Raw genomic sequence first — 25,008 nt, 5'->3', positions numbered from 1 at the left:
CTCGGTGTAAAATCGCGCTTCCCTATCATGCGACTGAAGAATCTTCCTCTCCTCCTTGCTCTTGTTTTCCTATCTTCCTTCTCACTCCTGGCGCTTGAACGCCAGAACGCTAGCGTGTACCACGAGCGGCGCGTTGCTCTCTCGCAGAAGACCAATGGCGGCGTGGTGGTCTTGTTCGCTCCGGTTGAACGGCCGGATGAAATTTTCGGATTCCACCAGGAATCGAACTTCTACTACCTCACCGGGTGGACGGAGCCCGGAGCGGGGCTGCTGATCATGCCCGCAGACGCGAAGGCGGATTCCAAGGACGCTGCCTCACGTCCGTATACGGAGATTCTTTTCCTTCCCACACGCAATTTGGCTGAAGAGAAATGGCTTGGGCCGAAACTTGGTCCGGGAGACGCCGAGGTTACCAAGATTACCGGCTTCGAACGCGTCGAGTCCCTCGACAAGATGCACGACGAACTCACGTCAATCCTGAGTTCAGCACGCAAGCCGGTTTATTCCGATCTGGGGAGCTACAACCAGGACTCGGCTTCGATAGAACCCTTAGCATGGCTGCGTCGCGGGCAAGCTCTCGGCGGAGCAGGTGGCTTGCAGGACGTCACGAAATTGATTGGACAGCTTCGCACAGTGAAAGATCAGGGCGAAATCGATCTCGTCGTGAAAGCCACTCGCGCCTCTATGGCCGGACATGTTGCGGCGTTGAAGGCGATACATCCCGGCTTGGGCGAACGCGAGATTCAGGCTCTTATGCAATACGAATATCAGCGCCGAGGATGCGAGCGCTCAGCCTACGCACCGATTGTGGGCTCCGGATTCAATTCCACCGTGCTCCACTACTCTGCCGATTCGGGAACCATGCAATCTGGCGATGTGGTGGTAATGGATGTGGCGGGCGAATATTCGATGTATGCGTCCGACATCACGCGTACAGCGCCAGTGAGCGGGCGCTTCACCGCGCGCCAGCGCGAAATCTACAACATTGTTCTCGGGGCGCAACAAGCTACGATGCAGGCATTCAAAGCAGGTTCCTCATACCTGCGTCGAGGACAAGAGGGTGATTCCCTCGACAAGGTCGCACGCGACTACATCGATTCGCACGGCAAAGACCTGCATGGCAATTCTCTGGGCAAGTACTTCATTCACGGACTCGGGCACTACGTCGGACTTGACGTGCACGACTCCGGCGATTATTCGATCCCGCTCGACAAAGGAATGGTGTTCACCATCGAGCCTGGCATTTACATTCCTGAGGAAAAGCTCGGCGTTCGCATCGAAGACATTTACTACGTTGACCAGCAGGGAAATCTAGTACAGATCACAAAGGATCTGCCGCACACCGCTGAAGAGGTTGAGGCGGCGATGAACCAGAACCGCAGTCGATAGCGGAGGAGAGAACACCAAAATCCGGAACACGGATTGAACGGATTCAACGGATCGGACGGATACGTGCTGAGCCTACCGCAGGTGATCACAGGTCGCGGTGATCTTCACAGCAATCACCAGCTGTTCTGATCCGTCCGATCCGTTCAATCCGTGTTCTGGATTCGCCTTGAGCTTTATCGCAGGTAAAGGCGTGGAAACGAACGCCCGTGCTTCACGTCTAAGCACCATCGCAGGAGGAGCCTATGGAATCGCTGCGTCAGGACATTCGGTACGGAATCCGTCAATTGATAAAGGCACGAGGATTCAGCTTGATCGCGATCCTCACACTTGCCCTCGGCATCGGCGCGAATACCGCAATCTTCACTGTGGTAAACACGATCTTCCTGCATCCCTTGCCGGTGGACGATCCCGATCACCTGATGGGAATCTTTACTACCGACCAGCGCAACCGCGGTGGGCTGAGTACATTCCTTCCGATTTCACAGCCGAATGCCAAGGATGTCAGCGAGCGCTCGCAATCGTTCTCGAAGGTACTGATGTTTACCGGAGCGGGTGTGAGCATGACCATCGATGGCAAGCCTCAGGCGTTTAACGCCGAGCTTGTATCCGGCAACTTCTTCGACGTCCTAGGAGTGCAAGCAACACTTGGCCGGACCTTCCGTCCCGACGAGGATCAGCCCGGAGCTGCCGGAGTTGTGGTGCTCACCCACGGGGTATGGCAGCGCTATTTCGCCTCCAATCCGAACATCATTGGCCAGAACGTTCTGCTCAACGGCCAGGGCTTCACGATCGTCGGCGTGATGCCGCGCGGATTCAAGGGAACCGCCGCGCTTGGCGGTCCGGATATGTGGGTACCGATGGCTACGCACGATCAGGTGCTGGCCGGCGTTCTCAAGGAGATGTACAACGACCGGCGATTTCTGAATTTCGCCGCTGTTGGGCGACTCAAACCCGGTGTAACCATCGATCAGGCGCGGGCGGAACTGAAGAACGTGGGCTCACAGCTCGAGCATGACTTCCCTACCCCAAACAAGGGCCGCAGCTTCACCGTGGTGCCGCTGTTGGAATCAACGCTGAATCCCAACGTTCAGGGACAGGCAGAGCGTGCAGGCCAATTGATGATGGCCGTTGTTGGCCTGGTGTTGCTCATCGGCTGTGCCAACATCTCCAACCTTTTGCTGGCGCGAGCTGCCGGACGGAAGCGTGAAATCTCGATTCGGCTCGCCATAGGCGCATCGCGCGCGCGCATTGTCACGCAGCTTCTTACGGAATCTATTTTGCTCGCGGTTGCAGGCGGGATCGTCGGACTCGGAGTGGCGTTTTTGGCACGCGATCTGCTTTGGAGCTTCCGGCCACCGTTCCTGCAGCAGGCCAGCAACATGGAACTGCCGCTCGACAGTCATGTCTTGATTTTCACTGTGCTGATCTCTCTGGCCACGGGTGTGGTCTTCGGCCTGATCCCTGCGCTTCAGGCTTCGCGTCCAGACTTGGTGACTGAGTTAAAGGAGCGAGCGGGATCCGAGGTGTTTTCCGGCCGCAAATTCGGGGTCCGCGGCGCATTCGTGACCCTGCAGTTCGCATTGTCGCTGGTCGCACTGATTGGAGCGGGACTATTTCTTGTCAGCCTGCGCAACGCCCAGAAAATCGAGCCGGGCTTCGATACGCACAATCTCGGGATGCTCTCATTCGACCTTGGCGCCCTTAACTATGACCCGGCTCGCATGCGCGAATTCCAGCGCCGCGCCGTTGAAGCCGCGCAGGGTCTACCTGGCATCAATTCCATAACGCTTAGCACGAATGTTCCCCTTTTCGGCGGAACGGCGATCGCACGCAGCGTCTTCCCGGAAGGGGAAGAGGGTACCTCTACACGGAACGGGATCCTCACGCAAACCGACAACATTGCCCCTGATTATTTTCAGACGATGGGTATTCCCATTCTGCGTGGGCGGCAATTCGACAGCTCCGACCGCGAAGACAGCCCGAAAGTGGCGGTCATTAATGAGGCCACCGCAAAGCGCTTTTGGCCCAATCAGGATGCGGTGGGCAAGCGTTTCAAATTCTTTGGCCTCGACTACTACGTTCAGGTGGTCGGAGTTGCGCATGACGCCAAGTATGGAACTCTCGGCGAAGAACCTACGCCATACATGTATCTGCCGCTGATTCAGACTCCAAGTCCTGCGCTCACGCTCTTTTTCCGCTCGACCGGCGATCCCAGCATCGCACTTGCATCAGTCCGTGAGCGGGTGCAAGCTCTCGATCGCAACCTTCCCCTCACGAATGTGTGGCCCATCGGAGAAGTGATTTCCCAGGCGCTGTGGGCCGCCAAGTTCGCTGCCGGCCTGCTCACCATCTTCGCCGCACTGGCAATGATCCTTGCCGCGATCGGAGTCTATGGCGTAGTCGCCTACTCGGTAGGCCAACGTGTGCGCGAGATCGGTATCCGTATGGCTCTTGGAGCACGGCGCGAAGACATTCTGGCCATGATCGTTCGCCAGAGTTCGGTTTCGCTAGTGGCGGGACTCGTACTCGGATTCATCGCGGCTTTTGCACTCGCTCGCATGATTACAAGCCTGCTTTACGGCGTCAGCCCAGGATCACCTGTGCCATTTGCCTTATTACCAGTCTTGTTGGCCCTGGTTGGACTGATCGCGACCTATATCCCTGCCCGGCGAGCAACCAAGGTGAACCCGATCATTGCGCTGCGGCAAGAATGAAGAACCGGCAATCGGTCAAGCAGTTTCGCCGTTAGCTAATCAACTTTCAGAAACCAGATGAGGGCAACATCAGCCGCGAAGGGCCTGAGACTTCAAAAGAAGGATTTCGGACCCAGAAACAGCTAAGGCAAGACTCGATCAACCCAATGGTAAGTTGCTCGGGCCGATCCGTCTTGCCTTGTTGCTGTCCGCTAATCGCTACTATTGCCTCTCTCTCACGAGGCACGGCGAATCTGGTCGTCGTCGCTGTCGATGTCGTGGCGCCGGGCGCGGTAGATCTCTTCGCGCCGGATGACATCTGGCTCGCGTGGAGTACGCCAGCGAGGATCTCTGTCGTCGACGTCCGTTTCGGCTCGATTTCTGCCGGACAGCGCGCTGATCACGGCGATGATAGCGATGACTCCGAGGGCGATCCAGAGCCATGGTGCGACTCCTCTGGATCCCGTATTGGGACTCGCAGCCGGAGCATGGGGACTGGCAGGATTGCTTCCCGTATCGTCCCTTTTGATGCCGTTGTTCTCGCTGCTGTCGGGCGGATTAGCGCTGCGGCTGTCGGTGTTGGGACGCACGGCGGTTCCATTGGCTTGCCCGTCGCGCGTGGCGGCATTTGCGGGATTGCTCTCGCCGGGCTGTGCCTGGTTGGGAGTAGACGGCGTGCGGCTCGTCTGTCCCTGTGCGCTCGACGGCGAAGTGGCATTGCTGTTTGAAACCGCGCTCGTGCTGTTGCCGCTGGGCCGCGTTCCGCCGGCGGGGGCTGGGTCGGTCGCTGTGCTCTGCGCAAACGCCATAGCGCCGCTGAGTGCGCACGCAGCAAAAAACGTGAGAAGCCGATGCATGTTGCCTCCTCTGATTATCTTGGGTCTCTGGCAAGGTAAGAATTCGGCTGGGGCGGTCCCGTTGCCATCTCCGTGGTGTTTTCTCATGGGTGAGAGTTGCGGATCACCTGCCGATTTGTCCGGAGACTCCGGTCGGCAGCTCTTCCCTGATCTTCACCCCACTGGTTTGCATTCGCATCATTTTCTCGGCGAGGTTCAGGATCCGAGTCGCTGCCTCGTCGCTCTGGATTCCCCGAGAGTGAATATTGGAGATCAGGTTGCGATCGGCATCGGTTTGTCCCGCCCTGGGACGATAGGCCATGTAGGCGGAGAGGCTCTCAGCCGTTGCCAGCCCAGGACGCTCTCCGATCAGCAGTACCGCTACACGTGGATGGAGGAGATTGCCGACATCGTTGAGAATACCGACGCGACAGAAGCGGACGGCGAAGGGTTTGCCGACGCTCCATTGGCGCACAATTGCGCCCTGCATCAGGAGCGGCAGGAGTGCCGGAACTTGCACCGCGATCGCGGTCGTGGAGAGCCCGTCGCCGATCACGATCTGAAGATCCGGCGCGGAGACACACGTGCTCGCGATCTTCTCCTCGGATATGGCAGAGAACCTCCGTCCCAAATCAGGACGTAACAAAAATTCATCCTTAGAGATCGCCTGGGTTGGGACTTCGAAAATCCCGAACCTCTCGATAAGTTCCTTGCCCAGATGTTGCTGGAGGTCGAAGCCGGTACGGACAGCATCGCGGGCCACGGCATGGGCGGCCCGCAATTCGAGCTGCGTCGACGTCCGATAGCCGCCACCACTGTGGCCGGCAAGCAGGCGCGCGGGGGTGCGCTGGCGAATCTTTTCGAGGATGCGAAGTGAAAGATCGCTGTCCATGGTCTTAGCAGCTCAGGAGCTCTTCGGCTTTGCTCATCAGCTCGCGCCGCATGGGGCCTTCGAGCATCGCGGGCTGGGAGTCACGATACATGCCGCGATTCTCGAGCCACTCGAGAAACTCCGGAGCTGGACGAAGATGGAAGAGGCGGCGCATGGCCAGTGCGTCGTGATAGCTGGTGGACTGGTAATTGAGCATCACATCGTCGGAGCACGGCACGCCCATGAAGTAATTGCATCCGGCGGCGGAAAGCAGAACCAGGAGATTGTCGGCGGAGTTCTGATCGGCTTCGGCATGGTTGGTGTAGCACACGTCGCAGCCCATTGGAAGCCCCAGCAACTTGCCCATGAAGTGATCTTCGAGTCCGGCGCGAATGATCTGCCGCTCGTCGAACAGATATTCAGGACCGATGAATCCAACCACGCTGTTTACTAACATAGGAGAAAATGCGCGCGCGACTCCGTAGGCTCGCGCCTCGAGCGTGAGCTGATCGATGCCGTGATGCGATTCGGCAGAGAGCGCGCTACCCTGCCCGGTTTCGAAGTACATGGCGTTGTCGCCGATCCAATGCACGTCGGTCCGCTGGCGATGATGCTCGCGCACGCGCTCTTGTCCCTCGCGCAGCAACGACACACTTATTCCAAAACTGCGATTCGCGTCTTCAGTGCCAGCGACGGATTGGAACAGCAGATCAACAGGAGCACCGCGCTCCATGGCCGCAAGTTGCGTGGTGATGTGCGCAAGGCAACAGGTCTGTGTCGGGATCTCGTAAGCGGTGACCAGGCGTTGCAAAGCGTGCAGAATCGCAGAAACGCTCTCGACCGAATCCGTCGCCGGATTTACGCCGATTACCGCGTCACCGCAGCCATAGAGCAGACCTTCAAACGCGGCCAGCAGGATTCCGCCAATGTCGTCGGCAGGGTGGTTCGGTTGCGTACGGATGGCAAGTACGGCGGATTCTCCGAGGGTGTTCCTGCAGCGAGTTACATTGCGAATCTTCGACGCGGCGAGGATCAGGTCCTTGTTGCTCATGATCTTCGCCACGGCAGCCGCCATTTCAGGCGTGATTCCCAACTGCAAGGGAGCTAATTCCTCAGCAGAAGTGAGATCACTCAGAATGTGCTCGCGAAAGGCGCCTACCGTCAGGGTGCGAATCGGCGAGAAAGCTTTCTCGTCAAAGCTGTCATAGATGAGGCGAGTGACCTCGTCTTCGAGCGGCGGCTTGGCAAGTATTTCAGCGAGCTGAGTGTCAGCGAGTGCGCATTTTGCCGCAACCCGCTCCTGCTCGGATCGTGCAGCGATCCCTGCTAGCTGATCGCCCGACTTCACCTCATTGGCCTTGGCGAACAACTCACGCAGATCGGCGAAACGCTGCATAACTCTAGGGGACAGGGGACAGGTTACAGGGAACAAGGGTGTACTGCTAGTAGTCCTCGTTGCGCTGAAAAACCGTCTCCCGCCCTACCACGTGTTCCTTCATTTTGTTGTATCCGCTGTCTTGTCTGCTCTGTCGCCTGTTCCCCTGTCCCCTGTAACCTATGTGTATGCGCGTTTACCATTGCGATGTCCACGCAATCGACCTCCCCGCCGCGCATCGGTTTCCTGCAGGTAAGTACAAGCTGATCCGTGAGCGGCTCACCTGCGATGGATTCACTCTGCAGTTGGCGCCATTCGCTCCGATCGAGCTCGTGAAGCTGGTGCACTCCGAAAGATATGTTGACGATTTCCTCTCAGGCTCGCTCTCGCCTGCAGCTGTTCGGCGCATTGGCTTTCCATGGTCGGAAGGACTTGTCCGTCGCACTCTGACTTCGTTGGGAGGAACATTGGCGGCGGTGGAAGATGCGTTCGAATACGGTTGGGGAGCAAACCTCGCCGGCGGTACTCACCATGCTTTTGCCGACTCAGGCGCGGGATATTGTGTCTTTAATGACCTGGCGGTTGCAATTCGCTGCCTGCAAAGAGATGGCAGGATTCGGCGTGCAGCCGTGATCGATCTGGATGTGCATCAAGGCGACGGCACCGCATGCATTTTCTCCGGCGATCCGGACGTCTTCACCGTTTCTATCCACTGCCGCAGCAACTTCCCATTGCGGAAACAGGAAAGCACTCTTGATGTTGAGTTGGCGGCCGGAGCACGGGACGATGAATACCTGGCGGCCCTCGATTTCGTGCTGCCACAAGTACTGGCGTTTCGACCAGACATCATCCTCTATCAGTCTGGGGTTGACGCATTACATTCCGATCAGCTCGGGCACCTTGCACTTACTCACGCAGGTCTCCGGGAACGTGACCGGCGCGTGATGCTGGCCGCCCACAGTTACGACATTCTATTAGTGATCACTCTCGGCGGCGGATATTCCCTGCCCTTGGAGCTCACTGCGGAAGCACATGCGAACGTGTACCGCACGGGATTAGAAGTGTTTGGGTGAGGAAGAGGAATCCGCAGGCGCGGATCCCTAAAATGCAGCTTCGAGCTAGTTAGGGGTGACAGTTCTCAGCGAGTCGCCGGCAACTGCAGCCACCGCTGCTGGAGAAATTGTCTGATAGCTCGGCGTCGGATGGTTATAGACACCGAACAGGATGTGGTAACGGATCTTCAAGACCTCGCACAGCATCTGGAACGAGTCTCTGACGACGTTCAAGCGGCTGCGGTCGTCGTGAATGGACTCGACTCCGACTTCTTTCACGACAAAGCAAAACCTATCGGCCAGCAGCAGCACCTCGGGATCGAATCCCCAGCGCTCAATGCGTTGACGCGAGAACGTTAACCGAGCTGCCTTGTGCTTGAAGGCTTTGAATCCGCATTGTGTATCGGCGAAGCGCAGCCCGAGTACGGAGTGAACCACCATCTTGAAGCCTGCACTGCAAACGCGTCGATGCCAGGGCGCCGCTGCACACACGCCGCCTGGTGCTCCACGAGAACCGATCGCAATATCTGCACCTTGCGCAATTGCTTCGAGCAGTCTGTACGCTTCGTTCATCGGTACGGAGAGATCGGCGTCTGTTAAGAGAATGATGTCTCCCAGCGCCGCTTCGACGCCACGACGAAGACTGAAGCCTTTCCCTCGGTTGAGATGGTTTTGCAGCAGACGCAGTTGAGGCTTGCTCTGCATGTGGCGCATCACCAGACGGGCAGTCCCGTCAGTCGAGCCATCGTCTACTACGATAATTTCTGCGTTCCAGTCAGCGCTTTTGATAAATGCGTCGAGCTTATCTAGCGTAGCTTCGAGCCGGCATTCTTCGTTAAAAGCGGGAATAACAATGCTCAGCGAGTACATGGCACACCCTAGGAATTCACCGTGAGAAGTTCTTCTTCGATCGCTTCCGTCGCTTGAGCAAACTCCGCCGGCCAGTAGTCGACCGTCCGTACGGGGAGACGCCTTGAGGATTTATTCCGCCGCTTTAATGCAAGAGTCTTCGCGAACGAGTGGAGATACTGCCCCACAACCCTCTCCATCGTCGTCCGCACCGCTACCGAGAAATTTTGCTCCGCCATTTCCTGCTGCAGAGCCGGCTTCTCGAGTAGATCAGTCAGGACTTTTGCCAGACTGTCGGGATTTCCAGTTTCGTAAAACAACATGGCGAGCTCTTCTGTATTCGCCATGTCGCGAAAATCGGGGATGTCCGATCCGATGATCGGCACCGCAAATTCGCATGCCTGATGAGCGACTCCGCTTGGTCCGCCGGCAGAGGTGTAAGGCAGTACCAGAACGGTCGCCGATGCGAACAGAGTTCCAATCTCCTCTTCGGGAACATATCCCTGGAACTCGATGCGTGAACAGTCGCGCCATCGGTCGCGCAGCGATTCGACGTAACCGGGACACATCGGATGATTGGAACCCGCGATCACGAGTTTCACGTTGGAAAACTTATCGGCGATTTGCGCAAAGGCTTCAATCAGAATTTCGGGACGCTTATAGGTTCCCCATTTTCCAAATGCCAGAATTCGATGTTCGGGATTTCCGCGCCGGCTGATGTCCGGGAACTTGGGTGCGGCGGAAAAGACGCCATGCTTGCGAAGGTGCACGTATTCCCCACCGTAAGTCTCCAGCAGCACCTTGCGATACGAAGGCAGCAATACTGTCAGCGATCCCGAGAAGAGCATCAGCTTCGTAGCAACTGCCCCGAAGAGCTTGTACAGTCTCGGAAATTTCGTCCCCTTGGAGAGATCGATGAATTCGATTACGTGATGTAGCGTGATGTGCGTATAGAACCCGAAGAGCCGCAAGAGCAATGCCGTACAAATTCCGAGGAATGCAGGGATCGGTTTATCCCCGAAACTGGAAAACACCAGGTTGAACCACACTACGTCCGGTTTATGTCGCCGCGCGGCACGCAGCAACGCGAATGGCGTCCGAAAGGAGTTGAACCTCCAGCAGCGGTCAACATCGAATCCCGGGAGTTCCGAGGCCGGAGTGTCCATCTGATCGGCGAGAATCGTCAGGCTGACGAGGTTCCGCTTTTTAATTTCTTTAGCGAGATGAAACCCATACTCGTTAAGTCTTTCTGAGCTGGGAGGGAACGCTGTGACTAAACAAACTTTCATTGTCTGGGGCCCGTCCGCCATTCTCTTCAGCGGATCATGTGTTTACAGATGAGGCACTCTGCTCAGATGTTGGCAGCAGCTTAGAAAAAATCTTCACGATATTTCTACCAACGCCACCAAGTGCCCGACCTTAGTTTTTATGCGCTTTCGAGGCCTTAAGTGAAGCAACCATTTCTGCCTCAGCCAGTGGTTACTTGATCGATAACACTCACGAGAAAAGCAAAGGGCCGAAGTCTGCCCAGAGACTCCGGCCCTCGACGGTTTCAACAACTCTCAAAAGCGGATCGTTGGACCAAAAGTGATCTTCAGGTTGTTCTGAGCTCCACGATCGAAGTAAATTTCGTCGCCTGCATCGGCGCGAATACCGATCGGTCCCAGAAAGAACTCGATTCCGCCGCCGGGATAGAAAGTGCCATTCAAGTCAGTACTTTCGAGGCGCGTGGGAAATGCCCCGAAGGTAACTGGTCCTGGGGTTACTCCGAACCGGACGAAGCCGCCCTTCGCAAACAAGAAGGCTCGAACGGGTGAGTTGGTACCAAGCTGGAACTTCGGCCCGACTTGAAAGTGAGTGGCTCGCAAATCCGAGCGGAAAACCGTTGTATTGTTACCGATCCCCGTAATGCTCTGCGTGTTGCTCTGCGAGAAATCGTAGGAGCCTTCCACCTCTAAAGCGACGTTGGGATGAACATTCAATCCCACTCTCCCGCCAACACCAAACAGGTTAAGGTCACTGGCTGAGGCTCGGAACATTTCACCGAATATCCCAATTTCACCATGGTCCTGTGCGCGAAGCGCCGGAGCCGAAGTAAAGGCTGCCACTGCGAGCAGCATAATTGCTAGACGTGTTTTCATGGAACTTCCCCCCAATGCAGGTCTCTCGTCTTCCACAAGCCCGGCCTACCAGAACTGGCAACATCTACGCAAAAGGGCTGCTGTGAAATGACCCTAACTGAGACGAGCACCGCGAAGCGCAGGTTGGCAGCGAACGAGAGTAGCGGGAACCTTCACAGTTGACATAGGTCAGAATTGGGGAAATGCTTGTACCGCTTCGCGTATCTAGGAAAACGGGGGTGCGGGATGCACGGTACACTCGACATCCGTAAGAACGCTAGTTTAGGCAGCGCGCCTGACATCTATCAGGTTCGCTACGAAGATCTTGCCGGGAATTCATTTGCCGGAAGCATGAACAACGACGATCTGCGCGAACTGCTGTATCACAAGTTGGCGCTTCCACTCACCGACGCTGAACTCGAAATGGACTTTGACCGTCTCGTGCGCGATGGACATCTGCGGTTCGATGAAATTCAGGTGAAAGCCAGTGAGCTAGCCGGTGCGGGGCTTAGATATCTGGAGCCTGAGGCGTAGAAGTCAGGTCTGCTGGCTACTTGCTTACAATCTGCGGGGACAACTTGCGCGCCAAGTCTGTCGCGATCTGGCGACCATGGAAACGCCCGTTCTCGATAAAAATCTCGCTCGTGCGAGCGCCGGCTACGATCACGCCCGCCAGGTAAATTCCAAGAACGTTTGATTCAAGGGTTTCCGGGTCGCACACTGGACGGCATTCGCTGCCAACCATCTGGATACCGAGCGACTTTAGAAAATCGAAGTCCGGATGGTATCCGGTCAACGCAAAGACAAAATCATTCGCGATCTCGATCTTGCCGGCTGGTGTCTCCAGCAAAACGCTCCGCTCCCGAATTTCGAGCACTTGAGAATTGAAGAACGCAGTTATCTCTTGGTTGCGAATTCGATTCTCGATATCCGGAAGGATCCAGTACTTCACGTTTTTGTGCATTGCTGGGCCGCGATGTACCAAGGTCACCCGACCGCCATGACGCCATAATTCGAGCGCGGCAATCGCCGCCGAGTTCTTGCCGCCGATGACTAGAACGTCGTTGTCGTAATACGGATGAGGCTCGCGGTAGTAATGCATTACATTGGCTAAGTCCTCACCCGGAACGTTCATATAGTTCGGCAAATCGTAATAGCCGGTAGCGACAACAAGCTTTTGCGAGCGGTGGCAATGAGCCTTTCCGAAGCGGTCGGTTGTATGTACGCGAAAATCGCCATCGGCCCCATCGACACGCTCGACGCGTTGATATTGCCGCACGTCCAGTGAATAGTGCTCCGCTACTTTGCGGTAATACTCGAGCGCTTCGCCGCGATTGGGTTTTTGATTTGGACTGCTGAACGGGATGTCGCCGATCTCCAGCAATTCCGGCGTCGTGAAAAACGTCATGTTGGCTGGATAGTGGAACAAAGAATTCACCAGACATCCCTTGTCCACTAGAACAGCACGGAGCCCAACACGTTGACCTTCTATTGCGCACGCCAATCCTGTCGGGCCGGCACCGATCACCAGCAGGTCAAAAGTCTCGAGGTTGTCAGCAGTGCTCACTAAGGATGTCTTGGACCAACTATAGATGAAATCCGGATGGGCATCGCTTCGCTATTCTCGCGATGAAGAACCAAATTTCATGATGACGGCTTGATGAGCCAATAGGTGACTGCGTATCATCGCGGCCACTTAGTCGCGGACGATCTCTGCCGCGCTGGAGGCCTCGTTGAAGAATGCAATTGCTACCCTAGTATTTTTTGCCGCAGTCTTCGTTCAGGCTCAACAAGCTCCTGTACCGGAAATTTCTTACCGTTCTGTGCCAGATTTCCTGAAGCTTCCCAGCGACATGTACTTCGGCGAAGTGGCCGGAGTGGCCGTAAATTCCAAGGGACACGTGTTTGTCTTCTCTCGTGGTAACACCACCGGGCCGGCATATGCTGCCAGCGGTGCGCAACTTCTCGAATTCGGCCCCGACGGTAAGTTTCTTCGCGAGATTGGCCACAATCTTTATGCCTGGTCGTACGCACACAGCGTGAAAATCGATAACCAGGACAACATCTGGGTCGCCGACAAAGGATCCGACATGGTGATCAAGTTCAATCCTGACGGTCACGTCGCGATGGTATTTGGGCGAAAGCAGGAGGCTTCCGATGAAGGCACTGGCCCGCTGAAGCATCCGAAGCCACCCCTGCCACCAGTGGATGGAATGTTTCGTCAAGTCACCGACATGACCTGGGATGCTGCGGGCAACACTTACATTAGCGACGGGTATGTTAATTCCCGCGTCGCCAAAGTGGATAAGAACGGCAACTGGCTAAAGTCGTGGGGCGAGCCTGGCGACCAACCGGGACAATTCAGTACTCCGCACAGCATTGCGGCCGATGCGCAGGGCAACATCTATGTGGCAGACCGCGGCAACCGCCGCATTCAGGTCTTTGATGGCGAGGGCAAGTTCCTTCGTCAGATCACGATCGACGTTCCTATGAACCCAGATGCTCGCCCCGCAATCGGGAACAAACCAACACAAAGCGCCGGCACAATGAGCCCCGGAGCACCCTGGACCATCTGCATCACGCCTAGTCCAAACCAGGTGTTATACAGCTCCGACGCTTTCCCTGGCCGCATCTACAAGCTCACGCTCGACGGAAAGATCCTCGGGGTTCTGGGAGAGTCAGGCAAGCAGCTAAAACAGTTCGGTTGGATTCACGAAATATCCTGCCCTAACGAGAATGAACTATATGTCGCGGAACTTCTGAATTGGCGTGTCCAGAAACTGATTCTGCAACCGCCCAAATAGGGGAACGGCGAACACGAAGGTCGCGAAGGCCGAAGGCAGAGGTCACGAACAATCTGGCTTCGTGACCTCTTTTTTGCGCCTTTGTGGCCTTCGTGTTCTCCGTTCCCTCGCGTTTCCGTCAGTGCGTTTTCAGTTTCTTGTCGAAGAAGGCTCCCGCGGCCTTGTAAGAATTCACCCAATCACGCCATAGCAGCAGATCGTGGATCTCGTCGGGATAGACGATCTCCTCGTATTCGACTCCCTGCTTCTTCAGCCGCTGTACAAGATCGGTGGTCTGACTGAAGGGGACGTTGCGGTCGTCGTCACCGTGAATCAGCAGAACCGGAGAGCGCCACTTGTCGACTGACGAATTGGGAGAAGACGAGAAGGCTAACTGGAGCGCCTCTTTGGCGTCCGGAGCCTCTTCCGCGAATATTCGTGGTCGTTGCGGGAGGAGCGCCGACCAATCATGTACGCCGTGGAAGTCAACCCCAGCTTTGAAGATGTCGGAGTTGCGAGCAAGGCCCATCGCCGTAAGAAATCCACCATAGGAACCGCCCCACAAACCGATTCGCTGGAGATCGACATTGGGCAACGCTTCGAGATAGTGCACGCCCGCAAGCACATCGTTGTATTCCGAAGCGCCACGCCAGCCTGCCTGTGGCGGCTGACGAAAGTCATACCCATACATGATGCCGAGCCGGTAGTTCACCGACAGAACCGTGTATCCCAAATTGGCAAGGTACTGATTCTCCGCATATGCGTTGTGGTAGTAGTACATGTAATGGAAGCCAAGCAGCATCTGCCTGCTTGGGCCGCCATGAGTAAAGATCAGCGCCGGGCCTCGGCCTGTCTGATTCTTGGGTACAAAGAGCTGTCCGTGGATCGTGAGTCCGTCGCTGCTCTTGAACGTGACTTGCTTCGGCACCACGAGTAAAGCCGAAGGAAAATCTTTTCGCAGCGCGTCTTTAGCGATTAGCTCCCGGCCCGAAGCGTTAATGCGATACGGCAGTGCAGGAACCGTCGCAGCAGAGCCGAGACAGAAAATGCGATCTCCAGAAGTGGTAGTGGGAGCCCATTCAATCGTCTCTCCGCGCGTGAGTGCCTTTGGTGAGGGTCCGCCTTTGGCATCGACGCTCCAGATGTGGCGGCGGTCAACGTCGTCCTGGTTCGACGAGTAGACGATCAGGCTGCGACCGGTTGCTTTCGGAGCCACGTCCTCTACATCGAAGTCCCCAGGCGTGAGTTCCACAGCTTGGCCGCCCGAAACGGGAATCGAGTAAAGATGATTGCGATTCGTCTGCTCGGAGACGAATACAACGCGATCCCCTGCGAACTGCAGGGACTCGCCCGCAAAGGGTGGCAGAGAATCACGGGGGCTTGTGCCGCTACTCCAAATCTGGCGCGCTGAGTAGTTCGTCGTGTCGCCCACCCAGAGCGACCACGGCCTCGGACGAACCGGAATGAGCGGAAGTTTATTTTCCTGACCTGCAGTGCGAATGAAAGCAATCTGCTTTCCGTCCGGCGACCATCGTGGGAACAGGTCTCGGTCTGGGCTTGGTGCAAGATAATGGACGGCGCTCAGGAGCGGCGGTTGATCCTTCTTCTCTATCTTTTTGTCTGCCTCTAACTCAGCCGATGAAAGCGACTGATCAAGATTCGCTGACAAATCTCCGACAGCCGCAAAGCTATGCGACTTGCGGTCTACGCGAAAAGCAACATGCTTGCCATCAGGCGACCACTGCGGCCACGAAAGTTCGCCGCGAATGTCGGTCAGCTGCTTCGCTGTGGCGCCGGCTGCAGCGGTTGTGTGAGCGATCCATAGCTGATGCTTAGTCTCCCAGACGGCATACTTCCCATCGGGCGAAATCTGGATGTCCTCGCAGCCTTCCTCTTCGCAGCCCATGTCCCCGAGCACGCCCGGTTCCCCCTTGTCCACATCGGCTGCCCACACCTGTTGCTTTGGCTGGGCCGACAGACTAAGGGGGTTCGCGGACCGACCAGCTCCATTCAACTCCGAACCACGCGCATAGAGAACGGTTCGACCGTCAGGAGTGATCTTGAGCGATGCAATGCGCTGGCCGTCGTCGCCGGAGTAGTGCGTTACCTGGCGGCCAACGAAATCGGGAGCGGCGGCAACCCAGACGTTGTCCGCGCCCTTGTTGTTGAACACCCAGCCAACGATATCGGTACCCGGAGCCGCGGTGAGCTGGGATGGAAACGGCGAACTCATCACTTGCTCAACGGTAAAGCTCTGAGTGAAGGCTGGGATGGAAGCGAACAGCAAACACAGGAGGAAAGATTTCGGTGCTCTCAAGTGATCTCCGAGTATCAGTGGTTCAGGAATTTTGCATGATACTCGCAGAGGTCTTCCACGCCAAGGTTTCCGCCACACAGAATCAGAACAACGTGGCAATCAGGACGAAATCGATCCTTTGCACGTAACGCCGCAGCGAGCGTGCACGAAGCAGCCGGCTCGGTGAGAACCTTGGCCCGCTCTAATAGAATTTCGAGCGCCTCGACTGCTTCCTTGTCGGAAACGACCGTAACGGTGATGAGATGCTCTTTGGCCATAGCAAGCGTGCGGGGAGAAACCGAGGGAGCACCTAGCGTCTTGGCGATGGAAGTAGGACGAATTTCAACTGGATGCCCGGCAGCTAATGCAAGAGCCATAGCATCAGCACCTTCCGTCTCGACTCCACGAAAGCGCACGCTCTTCTGAGAACGGATCGCTACCGCGGTTCCGCTCATGAGACCGCCTCCGCCAATGCTCACAAAGACATCTGTAAGTTCGGGGACATCTTCGAGAATCTCCAGCCCGAGAGTTCCCTGCCCGGCCATCACCAACGGATCGTCGAATGGGTGGACAAAGAGCATTCCCTGCTGCTCATAGTCCTTCGCTTTGGCAAAAGCCTCTGAAATATCCTCGAGCTGAATGACCTCAGCCCCGTACCCACGGGTGGCTTCGAGATAATTGCGCGGCGTACTGCGATGCGTGAGGACCACGGTTCGGCAACCGAGCACCTTGCCGGCATATGCCACAGCCTGCGCGTGATTCCCGCCGCTTACAGCCACCACACCAGCGCGCTGCGCGTGCTCCAGTTCAGAAAGAATCTTGTTGAAGGCTCCACGTACCTTGAAAGCACCTGTGGTCTGAAACAATTCCAGTTTGAGATAAACGTTCGCGCCGAGCATCTCGCTTAGAGTGCGATTGCGAATGGTGGGCGTGCGTTTGACATATTTGGCGATGCGCTCTCGTGCTTGCTGAACGTCTTTGAGGCAGATCATCTGCAAATGACGATAGAAGAGAACAACAGCGGCAGCAATGTCGATTGCTGTCTTTGCTATGAATTTCTACGCAGGCAGCGAATACAATTCGAGGTTCGACATGCCAGCGATGTACCCAAAGTCTTTATCGAGCGTAAAAACCGAAGCCCTCTGTTCAATGGCGATCGCCGCGATCAGAGTGTCGATCGTCTTGAGCGTGATGCCCTTTTCGCGAGCCCTACGAAAGATGGAGGCCGCTGCGCTGTACGTGAGGAGTCCGCTCGGTTCCAACATGTCCCACTGTGCCAGGTATTGCTCGATCTCCGCAGCGTTTCGGGTGAGCCCTTGTAAGACTTCAGCTGCGACGATTCCAGTAAGCGCAAAAGGCTCTGCGGTGAGAATCATCCGGCGCAGCTCGGCACCTGCCGCGCCTGGGGAAGAGCTAAAGAAATCGATCCAGACGGAGGTATCGACCAGGATCAAACGCGGTTTCTCCGCGACGAGTTCAGATCCCCCTTCCAAATGCCGCTTCCGTAGTAGCGAACGATTGATTTACGGCTCTCCGATCGGACGAGCAACTCCAAGGCTCGTTCCACAATCTGCCGCTTTGTTTTCAATCGAGTGAGCTTGCGCGCCTTCCGGATTAACTCTTCGTTAACATCAATATTGGTTCTTGCCATTTGGGACATAATACACCAGTTATCACAAGTTAGGTGTATGGGCACTCAGTTTCACAGCCGAGGGCGGTTGTGCCACATTTTTCACTATTCTGCCGTGAGTTCTTTAAGGAGTAGCTCGTGCGGTCTCAACGTTCTTCGAATACAGCAATCGGTACACGGTCGCATTTCGCATGATTGCTTGTACGTATTCGCGTGTCTCGGTGAAGGGGATGGATTCTACGAATTCATTGATGTCCCGATATGGGCCTTGTGCCTGCCAGTCCTTCACTCGATCTGTGCCTGCGTTGTATGCAGCTAAGGCGTATTGCACTTGCCCGTCGAAGCTGTCAACAATCTGCTTAAAGTACCGCGTTCCAAGCTGTATGTTGATGTTCGGATCGGTTAACTGCTCCTGGCTAAAATGCCTCATCCGCACTTCTCTTGCCAGCTTCTTCCCCACCGGCGGAAGGAGTTGCATGAGTCCCCAAGCATTCGCGTGAGAAACCGCCTGAGGATTGAACTCGGACTCCTGGCGAATGAGGCTCGCCACCAGATAGGGATCCAGACCGTTTGCATTGGCGTAGCGCGTTAGCTCGTTCCAATAGGGCTTCGGAAAGAGGATATTCCATGCCCAGGACGGCAGGTCGGTGATGTCGCCCGCAAAGTATCCCGGCACTGCGCGCTTGAATGACTGCAGAGCACGATCCGGGCGATCCGCTTTCAAATACACCCTGGCAATCTCAGCCTTGGCATAGAGCTTGTCGGGCAACGCCTGCAGTTCGCGCACAGCGAAATCAAATAACGCCGCATTGGCGAGCAGTTGTGCGCGCGCAATACGCAAATCGTCCGACGGAGCTTCAAAGCTGCTCTTGTCGAGATCGTCTTGAATCGGAACTTTATCGAGCAGCGGATCGTGTTTCGATGCATCGAAGTGAAAACGCAATCGCTGGCGTGCCAGGTCAGCGTAGTAATAGTGCGTAAATCGGCGAAGAATGAACGTGTAGTACTCGCCAGCGCGGTCGAGATCACCGTCTTCCTCGGCCAGCCGTGCGCGCCAATACAGTGCTGGAGGAATCTCCTGCCCCGCCGGATACAACTTGATCTGCTCCTCCATCAGACGCTTGGCTTCGTCTTTGTTGCCGATGCGCAGATTCAGCCATGCCGCCTTCCAGTGCGAGTACGGCGAGTACTTCCCTTCCGGGAACAGCTTGAACTGCGCGCTGTAGTACTCGATCGCGTTGTTGTAATCAGGCCGCAGCAGGTACATGTTGCTGGCGGACAGCAAGGCATCTTGCAGCCAGGGACTGGCAGGAAACTTCTGTATCAAGTCCGACAGGAGCTGGCGCTCACCTCCGCCATCATCTTTGCTGCGCGCAATTTCATGCAGATAGTAGAGACGCTCCGCCTCATAAGGCTCCGAGGTCGCCGGTACTGACTCGAGCAGCGACTTGGCCTGCTCCAACTGACGTTGGCGATAGAGAGCTCCACCAAGCTTCACCTGCAGCTCGCGCTGTAAAGACTGTTGGCTCATATCTGAGCGGATGCTGTCGAGAATCGCTCGATACTCGATTGCTGCCAGGTCAAACCGCCGTCCTTTCATCAGCAGATCCGCCCGTGTGCGGCGCTGTTCGAGAGTTGGAACCGAGATGAGTCCCTGCCCGCCCAGTTTTGTTAACTCGATCTGCGCTGCCGAAGCCTCCTGGCTGAGCGGCATTTCGGCGTACAGGTGGTTCCAAATTGAAACAGCCTTGGCCGTTTGACCAACGGCGGCGTAGGCGCGACCGAGCGCGAGTTCGACGTCGGGCCTGTTGTCGCGCATCGGCTCGAGCACACGAATGGCCTCGTCGCTCTGGTTGGAGGCAATCAGCGCATTCGCCCGCAACACCTCCGCTGACCGGATGAAGAGCGAATCAGGGTGCTTCTCACCGAATCCCTTTAGCAAAGTCGCGACTTGCTGCTGGTTGGGAGACGCAGCCGCCGCGGACTGTGCGAGAAAGAAATCTGCGTAATCAGAGAGTTCGCTACCTGGAACCGCCGCGAGCTTCAGCTCTTTATCAGCCTTTGGGTAATCCTTGTCCTGCAAGTGCGCGTAACCGAGCACCAGATGAGCGAGCATGCCACCTTGATCTGCGCGGTGCTTGGTTGCATAGCGCTCTACTGCAACATAAGCAGTAGGGGTAGGCTGCTCAAGCAACTGCTTCGCCATCGGACGCAGGTCTGCCGATTCCACGAAGGCCCGGTGCAGCTTTTTCTTATGCGCAGGTGTGACCGTTGTCCTGCCTCTGGGCTTACTGGTCTTCTTTTTCTGAGTAGCACGTTTGTGCGTGTTGGTCTTGGATGTGCTCTGCGCCAGGGTTGGCGCAGACGAGGAGATCACTAAGAACATTAGAAGTACGACAGAAATGCAGCGAAAAAGCACGGCGGGTTGGCGTCCTGAATTCAGCTCACGTATAGATTAACCCGATCTCAGGCGGGAAAGTCGCTTCCCATCAAAGACCGGTCGTTATCGGCTAGAATACGCACAACCTCGGAGTCGAAGTATCTGGCAAGAGCCACAGGGGTGCCACCATATCGCTTGTCGTAGGTGGCTCGACTCTTCTCGATGTCCTCCCGAAGAACCTTGTACAAATCGCGATTCTGCTTGCCCTCAGCCACTTTGGACTGGTTGTACAGCTTGATCTCGTCCACCAGCAGTTTTGCGAACCGCTGGGCTTTTTTGTGGAGTTCCTGGTCGTCGGCCGAGAGGTTTCCAATTGCCGGCCCGGCATCCGCCGACAGCTTGGATTCGGCTACTGCGGCGGGAGCAGCCGATGCTGTCTGCGTACTGGCAGAACCCACAAACGTGGCGGCGCTCGACTCTGCCACTGGTGACCCACTGGTTTTCTTTCCTGCAGCAAGCTCAAGCCACAGACAGGTGTAGCGAGTAAGCACCTCGATCGCCGAAAAGTCGGTCGCGACACCTGCCGTCGGGCCTGTATCGCAGTACAAAATCGCCGCTACTTTGTCTCTCACGACCAGCGGAAATAACGTGGCATTGCGGTCCGCGGGTGCGCCGTGTTGCTGAATAAAAGCCGCATCAAACTCGGCTGCGGCCGCGGACACGCGATCACGACCCTGAATCGCCCGCGCCGCGAGGCCTTTTGATCCGTCCAGCGTAAGTCCCCGGATGTTATCGTCCGCAAATCCGCGCGCCTGCCAGCCCGCCAGCGCCGTCCCTCGCACGACGAACAACGCGGTTCGAGCGCTGAACTTCGAAACGCCCTCGAGTAAAGCTTTCAGAATGTCCGCCTGAACAGTCGAGGCCTGAATCGCCGAAATCGTGGAACTGAGTACGCCGCTAACGGATGACGCCAGCATTGACTGCGCCTGTCCCGTCGCGCCCGAGGATGCCAACAGAGGCTCAATCTCGCGCAGTACCTGGTCGACGACGTCCTTACGAAACTGGTCAGCCTGCTGCGTAAGCCGGCTTGAAACCGCTCGTTCGATGCCGCTGCGGACTTGATTGAGATCAGCCATGAGAGAGAGAGTTCAGGCCGGATTATAAGGGAACCGGGAAGCAATCGGGCGATCGGGTCATCGGGTGATCGGGTGAAGTGAAAACCGAGGCGGCGAGCTCTCGGCTATCACTTCGGCCTGTACGCGTACGTGTAGTTCAGCGTGTCCTTACTTCACACGATGACCCGATCACCCGATTTTTCGATCATTCCACGACGACCTTCCCCGTCATATCGTTGTGCCCAGGGCCACAGATGATGCTGCATGCCACCCGGAACTCGCCTTTCTTCGACGTATCCAGGTGGATCTCAACCGGCTTGCCTGGCTGGACCGGTTCGTTGATTCCCATATCTTCCACTTCGAATCCATGCTGAACATCTTCGGTGGACACGCTCAGCACCACATCTTCGCCTTGCTTCACGCGGATAACGTCGGGCTCAATCGCGAACTTGCGCATGGTAACCCGCTGAAACTTGAAGTCGTGCGTCGAAGGCTTGGTGTTACAAGCTGTTAGAAGGGACGCCACCGACAGCCAAAGCAGGACAATGATCGTCTTCCGCGACATTCGGGCAGGTAGATAAACTTAATTCGCGAGGAGTGCGTAGTAGCATTTAAGATATCAGACTCGATTTAGTAGACCTCCGGTCTATTGATGCCGGTGGGTCTTCTGTTTCTTTCTGGGGCTGAACGAGTCGTATTACATATGGAAAGTGTAGAAGCCAAGGTTGCGGAGCCACAGACCGAAGAACTGGCGTTAGTAGACCAGGCCAGGCACGGCGATGTGGGTGCGTTTGAACAGTTGATCAAACGTTACGACCGTAATGTGTTCCGGATCGCCCAGCACATCACGCAGAACCGTGAGGATGCTGAAGACGTAGTCCAAGATGCATTTATTAAGGCCTATCAGAACCTGGAGCAGTTCCAGGGAAACTCCAAGTTCTATACCTGGCTAGTGCGCATTGCGGTAAACGAAGCGCTGATGAAGTTGCGCCGGCGCAAGACCAGCAAGACCGTATCCCTGGACGAGGACGTGGAAACCGAAGAAGGCTCTATGCCCCGGGAGGTGGCCGATTGGGGGCCCAATCCGGAGCAGCTATTCGGCCAATCGGAGCTCGGGGACATACTCCAAAAGACCATCCAGGGACTACCCCAAAGTTTCCGCACCGTTTTCGTATTGCGGGACATCGAAGGATTGTCAACAGAAGAGACAGCAGAGATGCTAAATTTAAGCGTACCTGCTGTGAAATCGCGGCTCCTGAGGGCAAGGCTCCAATTGCGGGAGCGCCTCAACCGCTACTTCAAAAAAGTGAAAAAGGACGGGGCTAAGCCGCAGTGAAATGCAAAGACTTCCTTAAGGAACTAAACGAGTACCTGGACGGCGGTATTGACGTCGAGCTCAAAACGGAGCTGGAAGAGCACCTCCAGTGGTGCCATAACTGCTTCGTGGTATGCAATACCACCCGCAAAACAATAGAAATCTACCGCGACAACGACGTTTACCCCCTCCCAGACCCCATCCGAGACCGACTCCACCAGGCAATCGTCACCAAGTGTAAAGCGAAACACGAGCACAAGACCTAGCCGTCGTCTCGCGCTAAACCCCTGTCCTGTGTTCTGGCAACGGGGTAGACTTATGCCATTGTGGCCGCTCGAGGACGCTGTCCTCGACGGCTGGTGCTGCCATGCGCAGGATTGCGTCTCTGCTTCTCTTCTCCGTGGGCTGGATTTGCGCGACTTGGGCGCAAATCCCGCTATCACCCTCTCCGTCCCGAATTCCCATTCCGGAAGCAGGATTCGTCTCTCCCGGCCAGTACACCAACTCCTTCTTCGGCTTCTCGCTGCCGCTGCCCAAAGATCGTAAGTTTCAGATCCAAGACCTCAGCGATTCCGACAAGGCACTTGAACACTCGCTATTTGCCTACAAGTCCGCAAGCAAGGGACTCACCCTGCTCATCGCCTCCGCCACTCAGGTCTTCGGCCCGCCCGACGACGAGGCACAAAAGGCCGTCTACCTCTCCGGCATGCAGGGTCAGAAGGGGGCCCAGGCCATTAGCATTGGCGGTCGTCTGTTCTGGAAAGCCGAGCTTGAGGAGAAGACTTTTTCCGGTAAGCTTCGTCGTCTGCGCTACGCCACTGGCGTGGCCGGCTACGTGATTCTGTTCAGCGTCTCCTCCTACAACTCCGGGCAGACCGATGCACTGCGCGACTGCATCGAGTCGGTGAAGTTCTTCGCTCCGGCCAGGGCCGCCGAGATCGCCGGATCGGATAGCCGTCCTTATCTCCCATCAGCGGCAAAACGCCGCCTGGAGAATGCCCCGCAGCTCGATCTGGCCCATTTGGAACGTGGCTCCATAAGCGGCAACGTGTACTCCAATCCCACTTTGGGATTCGGCTACCAGCTTCCCGAGGGATGGTACGCCGACCTGCAGAATTCGAGTGCGAAAGAACATGAAGCGGACGCAGCAGCAGGCGATTCCACCAGGGCCGCTATCGTCCAGGAATGCACCAAGACGCTGCTTTCAGCTACCGAAGCTACCCCGGCAGACAGAGCGACTGGATCATCCTCACGAATCACCATCCTGGCTGCCGACCCCACGTGTTTCGCCCCCGACCTGAAGTATCCCGATTCGGTGCGCGACTCGGAAGCGCTCCAACACATAGGACAAGCCATTGTGCGCGGCTTTGCCGGCACCTCCATGCTCGGTCGCGAAGCCAACCGCCTGCGGGCCATCGAACTCGCCGGACACCTCTTTCTGGAGATGCCCAGCGCCTCCGCGATACCGGTAGCCGGCTCTACCCTCCTGCGCAAGGTGCACAAATCCTTCGTGCTAACCAACCTGCAGCAGTATTGGGTGATATGGCTATTCGAGTGCGACACGCCGTCAGAACTCGAGCGCATCATGAAAGCCTCAATTTCGTTCGCCCCGCCCCGACGGGCCTCCGGTCCGGGAGGCCAGTAGACGACCAATCTCCAGGCCGGAGCCTCAGCCTAGCTACACTAATCCAATCCCGCCAGGAGGATGATGAGGATGCATCACGTGCGTCAGGAGAACCTGCCTTTTGTGGGTAGTTCGCATGAGTTTGTTGGAGCAGAGCAAGGCGGCACCGGCGTTTCAGTGTTCCTGTTCCATGGAAAGCCCGGTTCGGGACCGGGTCCGCATCGCCATCCGTATGACGAGATCCAGTTCATCCGCGAAGGCCGTGGAGTCTGGACCGTCAACGGTAAGACCTTCGAAGGCGGCGCGGGAGACATCTTTGTCATCAAGGCTGGCGAGATCCACAGCTTCAAGGCCGTCGGCGATTCGCCGCTGGTACAAGTTGACGTCCACCTCAATCCCCGCTTCATCCAGGAGAACCTATAGTCGCGTGCCCGATGCTTTCCGTTTTGGTTCGGCTAAAGGGACTGTGAACCCTCAGGTGGGAGCCCATGCATTCATGCATGGGGCAATGCTTCAGCGTTGCAAGAGAGCAATCGCCTGATAATTGTTCGGGCTTTAGCCCCGGGACTTCCCAACCTGAAACCCCGCGGCTAAAGCCGGGGACAAGTAAAGATGCGCGTCTTGCGAGGCTTGAAAGCCTCTCCCCCGGATGAATCCGGGGGCTCCCACCTAAACCCTAA

The 25,008-nt window shown here is 56.5% G+C and carries 22 protein-coding genes; 8 read left to right on the top strand and 14 right to left on the bottom strand.

The genetic code is table 11. The annotated features are described in order from the left end of the window. Positions 1–27 precede the first annotated feature (27 nt). Together VNX88_05415 and VNX88_05410 are read left to right on the top strand one after the other, a co-directional pair. The gene (locus tag VNX88_05415; GenBank protein ID HWY68080.1) at positions 28–1,389 is read left to right on the top strand and encodes a Xaa-Pro peptidase family protein; all 1,362 of its coding nucleotides are present in this window, start codon (positions 28–30) and stop codon (positions 1,387–1,389) included. Positions 1,390–1,631: 242 nt separating this feature from the next. After that, positions 1,632–4,103, top strand: coding sequence for an ABC transporter permease (locus tag VNX88_05410; protein HWY68079.1), 2,472 nt, complete (start codon positions 1,632–1,634; stop codon positions 4,101–4,103). A 215-nt stretch (positions 4,104–4,318) separates the two neighbouring features. Here the strand turns inward: VNX88_05410 and VNX88_05405 are convergent, their stop codons facing one another. The 3 genes from VNX88_05405 to VNX88_05395 all read right to left on the bottom strand — a co-directional run bounded on the left by VNX88_05405 (position 4,319) and on the right by VNX88_05395 (position 7,185). Then, complete coding sequence (locus VNX88_05405; GenBank protein ID HWY68078.1) at positions 4,319–4,939, bottom strand: hypothetical protein; 621 nt, start codon at positions 4,937–4,939, stop codon at positions 4,319–4,321. A gap of 103 nt (positions 4,940–5,042) precedes the next feature. Then, positions 5,043–5,810, bottom strand: a complete 768-nt coding sequence (gene eutC / locus VNX88_05400; protein ID HWY68077.1) for an ethanolamine ammonia-lyase subunit EutC — start codon at positions 5,808–5,810, stop codon at positions 5,043–5,045. 4 nt (positions 5,811–5,814) lie between these two features. After that, a complete protein-coding gene (locus VNX88_05395; GenBank protein ID HWY68076.1) occupies positions 5,815–7,185 on the bottom strand; it encodes an ethanolamine ammonia-lyase subunit EutB in 1,371 nt (456 codons plus the stop codon). A gap of 167 nt (positions 7,186–7,352) precedes the next feature. On the opposite strand from VNX88_05395, the gene VNX88_05390 reads away from it, so the two are divergent. Then, positions 7,353–8,237, top strand: a complete 885-nt coding sequence (locus tag VNX88_05390) for a histone deacetylase (protein HWY68075.1) — start codon at positions 7,353–7,355, stop codon at positions 8,235–8,237. A 45-nt stretch (positions 8,238–8,282) separates the two neighbouring features. Here VNX88_05390 and VNX88_05385 read toward each other — a convergent pair whose 3' ends face one another. From VNX88_05385 to VNX88_05375, 3 genes are all read right to left on the bottom strand, one after another. Continuing rightward, positions 8,283–9,086 carry a dolichyl-phosphate beta-glucosyltransferase gene (locus tag VNX88_05385; protein ID HWY68074.1) on the bottom strand — a complete coding sequence of 268 codons (804 nt, stop codon included), beginning with the start codon at positions 9,084–9,086 and terminating at the stop codon, positions 8,283–8,285. An 8-nt stretch (positions 9,087–9,094) separates the two neighbouring features. Continuing rightward, positions 9,095–10,354 carry a glycosyltransferase gene (locus VNX88_05380; protein ID HWY68073.1) on the bottom strand — a complete coding sequence of 420 codons (1,260 nt, stop codon included), beginning with the start codon at positions 10,352–10,354 and terminating at the stop codon, positions 9,095–9,097. 273 nt (positions 10,355–10,627) lie between these two features. Then, positions 10,628–11,206: an outer membrane beta-barrel protein gene (locus tag VNX88_05375; protein HWY68072.1), complete on the bottom strand. Its 579-nt coding sequence runs from the start codon at positions 11,204–11,206 to the stop codon at positions 10,628–10,630. Positions 11,207–11,431: 225 nt separating this feature from the next. Here VNX88_05375 and VNX88_05370 point away from each other — a divergent pair, with 225 nt between their 5' ends. Continuing rightward, entirely contained in the window at positions 11,432–11,719 is a 288-nt protein-coding gene (locus tag VNX88_05370) for a hypothetical protein (protein ID HWY68071.1), read from the top strand. A 16-nt stretch (positions 11,720–11,735) separates the two neighbouring features. Here VNX88_05370 and VNX88_05365 read toward each other — a convergent pair whose 3' ends face one another. Continuing rightward, positions 11,736–12,752 carry a YpdA family putative bacillithiol disulfide reductase gene (locus tag VNX88_05365; protein ID HWY68070.1) on the bottom strand — a complete coding sequence of 339 codons (1,017 nt, stop codon included), beginning with the start codon at positions 12,750–12,752 and terminating at the stop codon, positions 11,736–11,738. Positions 12,753–12,918: 166 nt separating this feature from the next. Between VNX88_05365 and VNX88_05360 the strand changes: the two genes are divergently transcribed. Further along, a complete protein-coding gene (locus VNX88_05360; GenBank protein ID HWY68069.1) occupies positions 12,919–13,989 on the top strand; it encodes a peptidyl-alpha-hydroxyglycine alpha-amidating lyase family protein in 1,071 nt (356 codons plus the stop codon). A gap of 118 nt (positions 13,990–14,107) precedes the next feature. Here the strand turns inward: VNX88_05360 and VNX88_05355 are convergent, their stop codons facing one another. From VNX88_05355 to VNX88_05330, 6 genes are all read right to left on the bottom strand, one after another. Then, positions 14,108–16,201 carry a prolyl oligopeptidase family serine peptidase gene (locus VNX88_05355; protein HWY68068.1) on the bottom strand — a complete coding sequence of 698 codons (2,094 nt, stop codon included), beginning with the start codon at positions 16,199–16,201 and terminating at the stop codon, positions 14,108–14,110. A gap of 98 nt (positions 16,202–16,299) precedes the next feature. Next, complete coding sequence (locus VNX88_05350; protein ID HWY68067.1) at positions 16,300–17,256, bottom strand: threonine/serine dehydratase; 957 nt, start codon at positions 17,254–17,256, stop codon at positions 16,300–16,302. A 66-nt stretch (positions 17,257–17,322) separates the two neighbouring features. Next, positions 17,323–17,718: a PIN domain nuclease gene (locus VNX88_05345; GenBank protein ID HWY68066.1), complete on the bottom strand. Its 396-nt coding sequence runs from the start codon at positions 17,716–17,718 to the stop codon at positions 17,323–17,325. Positions 17,719–18,018: 300 nt separating this feature from the next. Continuing rightward, positions 18,019–20,280, bottom strand: a complete 2,262-nt coding sequence (locus VNX88_05340; protein ID HWY68065.1) for a transglycosylase SLT domain-containing protein — start codon at positions 20,278–20,280, stop codon at positions 18,019–18,021. Positions 20,281–20,360: 80 nt separating this feature from the next. Continuing rightward, positions 20,361–21,410 carry a hypothetical protein gene (locus tag VNX88_05335; GenBank protein HWY68064.1) on the bottom strand — a complete coding sequence of 350 codons (1,050 nt, stop codon included), beginning with the start codon at positions 21,408–21,410 and terminating at the stop codon, positions 20,361–20,363. A 184-nt stretch (positions 21,411–21,594) separates the two neighbouring features. Beyond that, a complete protein-coding gene (locus tag VNX88_05330) occupies positions 21,595–21,954 on the bottom strand; it encodes a cupredoxin domain-containing protein (protein ID HWY68063.1) in 360 nt (119 codons plus the stop codon). 87 nt (positions 21,955–22,041) lie between these two features. Here VNX88_05330 and VNX88_05325 point away from each other — a divergent pair, with 87 nt between their 5' ends. Then, complete coding sequence (locus VNX88_05325) at positions 22,042–22,725, top strand: RNA polymerase sigma factor (protein HWY68062.1); 684 nt, start codon at positions 22,042–22,044, stop codon at positions 22,723–22,725. A 23-nt stretch (positions 22,726–22,748) separates the two neighbouring features. On the opposite strand, the gene VNX88_05320 is transcribed toward VNX88_05325, so the two are convergent. After that, complete coding sequence (locus tag VNX88_05320) at positions 22,749–22,955, bottom strand: hypothetical protein (protein ID HWY68061.1); 207 nt, start codon at positions 22,953–22,955, stop codon at positions 22,749–22,751. Between the two features lie 116 nt (positions 22,956–23,071). Between VNX88_05320 and VNX88_05315 the strand changes: the two genes are divergently transcribed. Together VNX88_05315 and VNX88_05310 are read left to right on the top strand one after the other, a co-directional pair. Then, positions 23,072–24,349, top strand: coding sequence for a hypothetical protein (locus VNX88_05315; protein ID HWY68060.1), 1,278 nt, complete (start codon positions 23,072–23,074; stop codon positions 24,347–24,349). Between the two features lie 69 nt (positions 24,350–24,418). Beyond that, positions 24,419–24,751 carry a cupin domain-containing protein gene (locus VNX88_05310; GenBank protein HWY68059.1) on the top strand — a complete coding sequence of 111 codons (333 nt, stop codon included), beginning with the start codon at positions 24,419–24,421 and terminating at the stop codon, positions 24,749–24,751. Positions 24,752–25,008: the final 257 nt, after the last annotated feature.

Source organism: Terriglobales bacterium, assembly GCA_035567895.1.
Lineage (GTDB): Bacteria > Acidobacteriota > Terriglobia > Terriglobales > Acidobacteriaceae > Gp1-AA112.
Note: the sequence above shows the minus strand (reverse complement) of the source record. Positions and strands in the feature narration are given on the sequence as shown.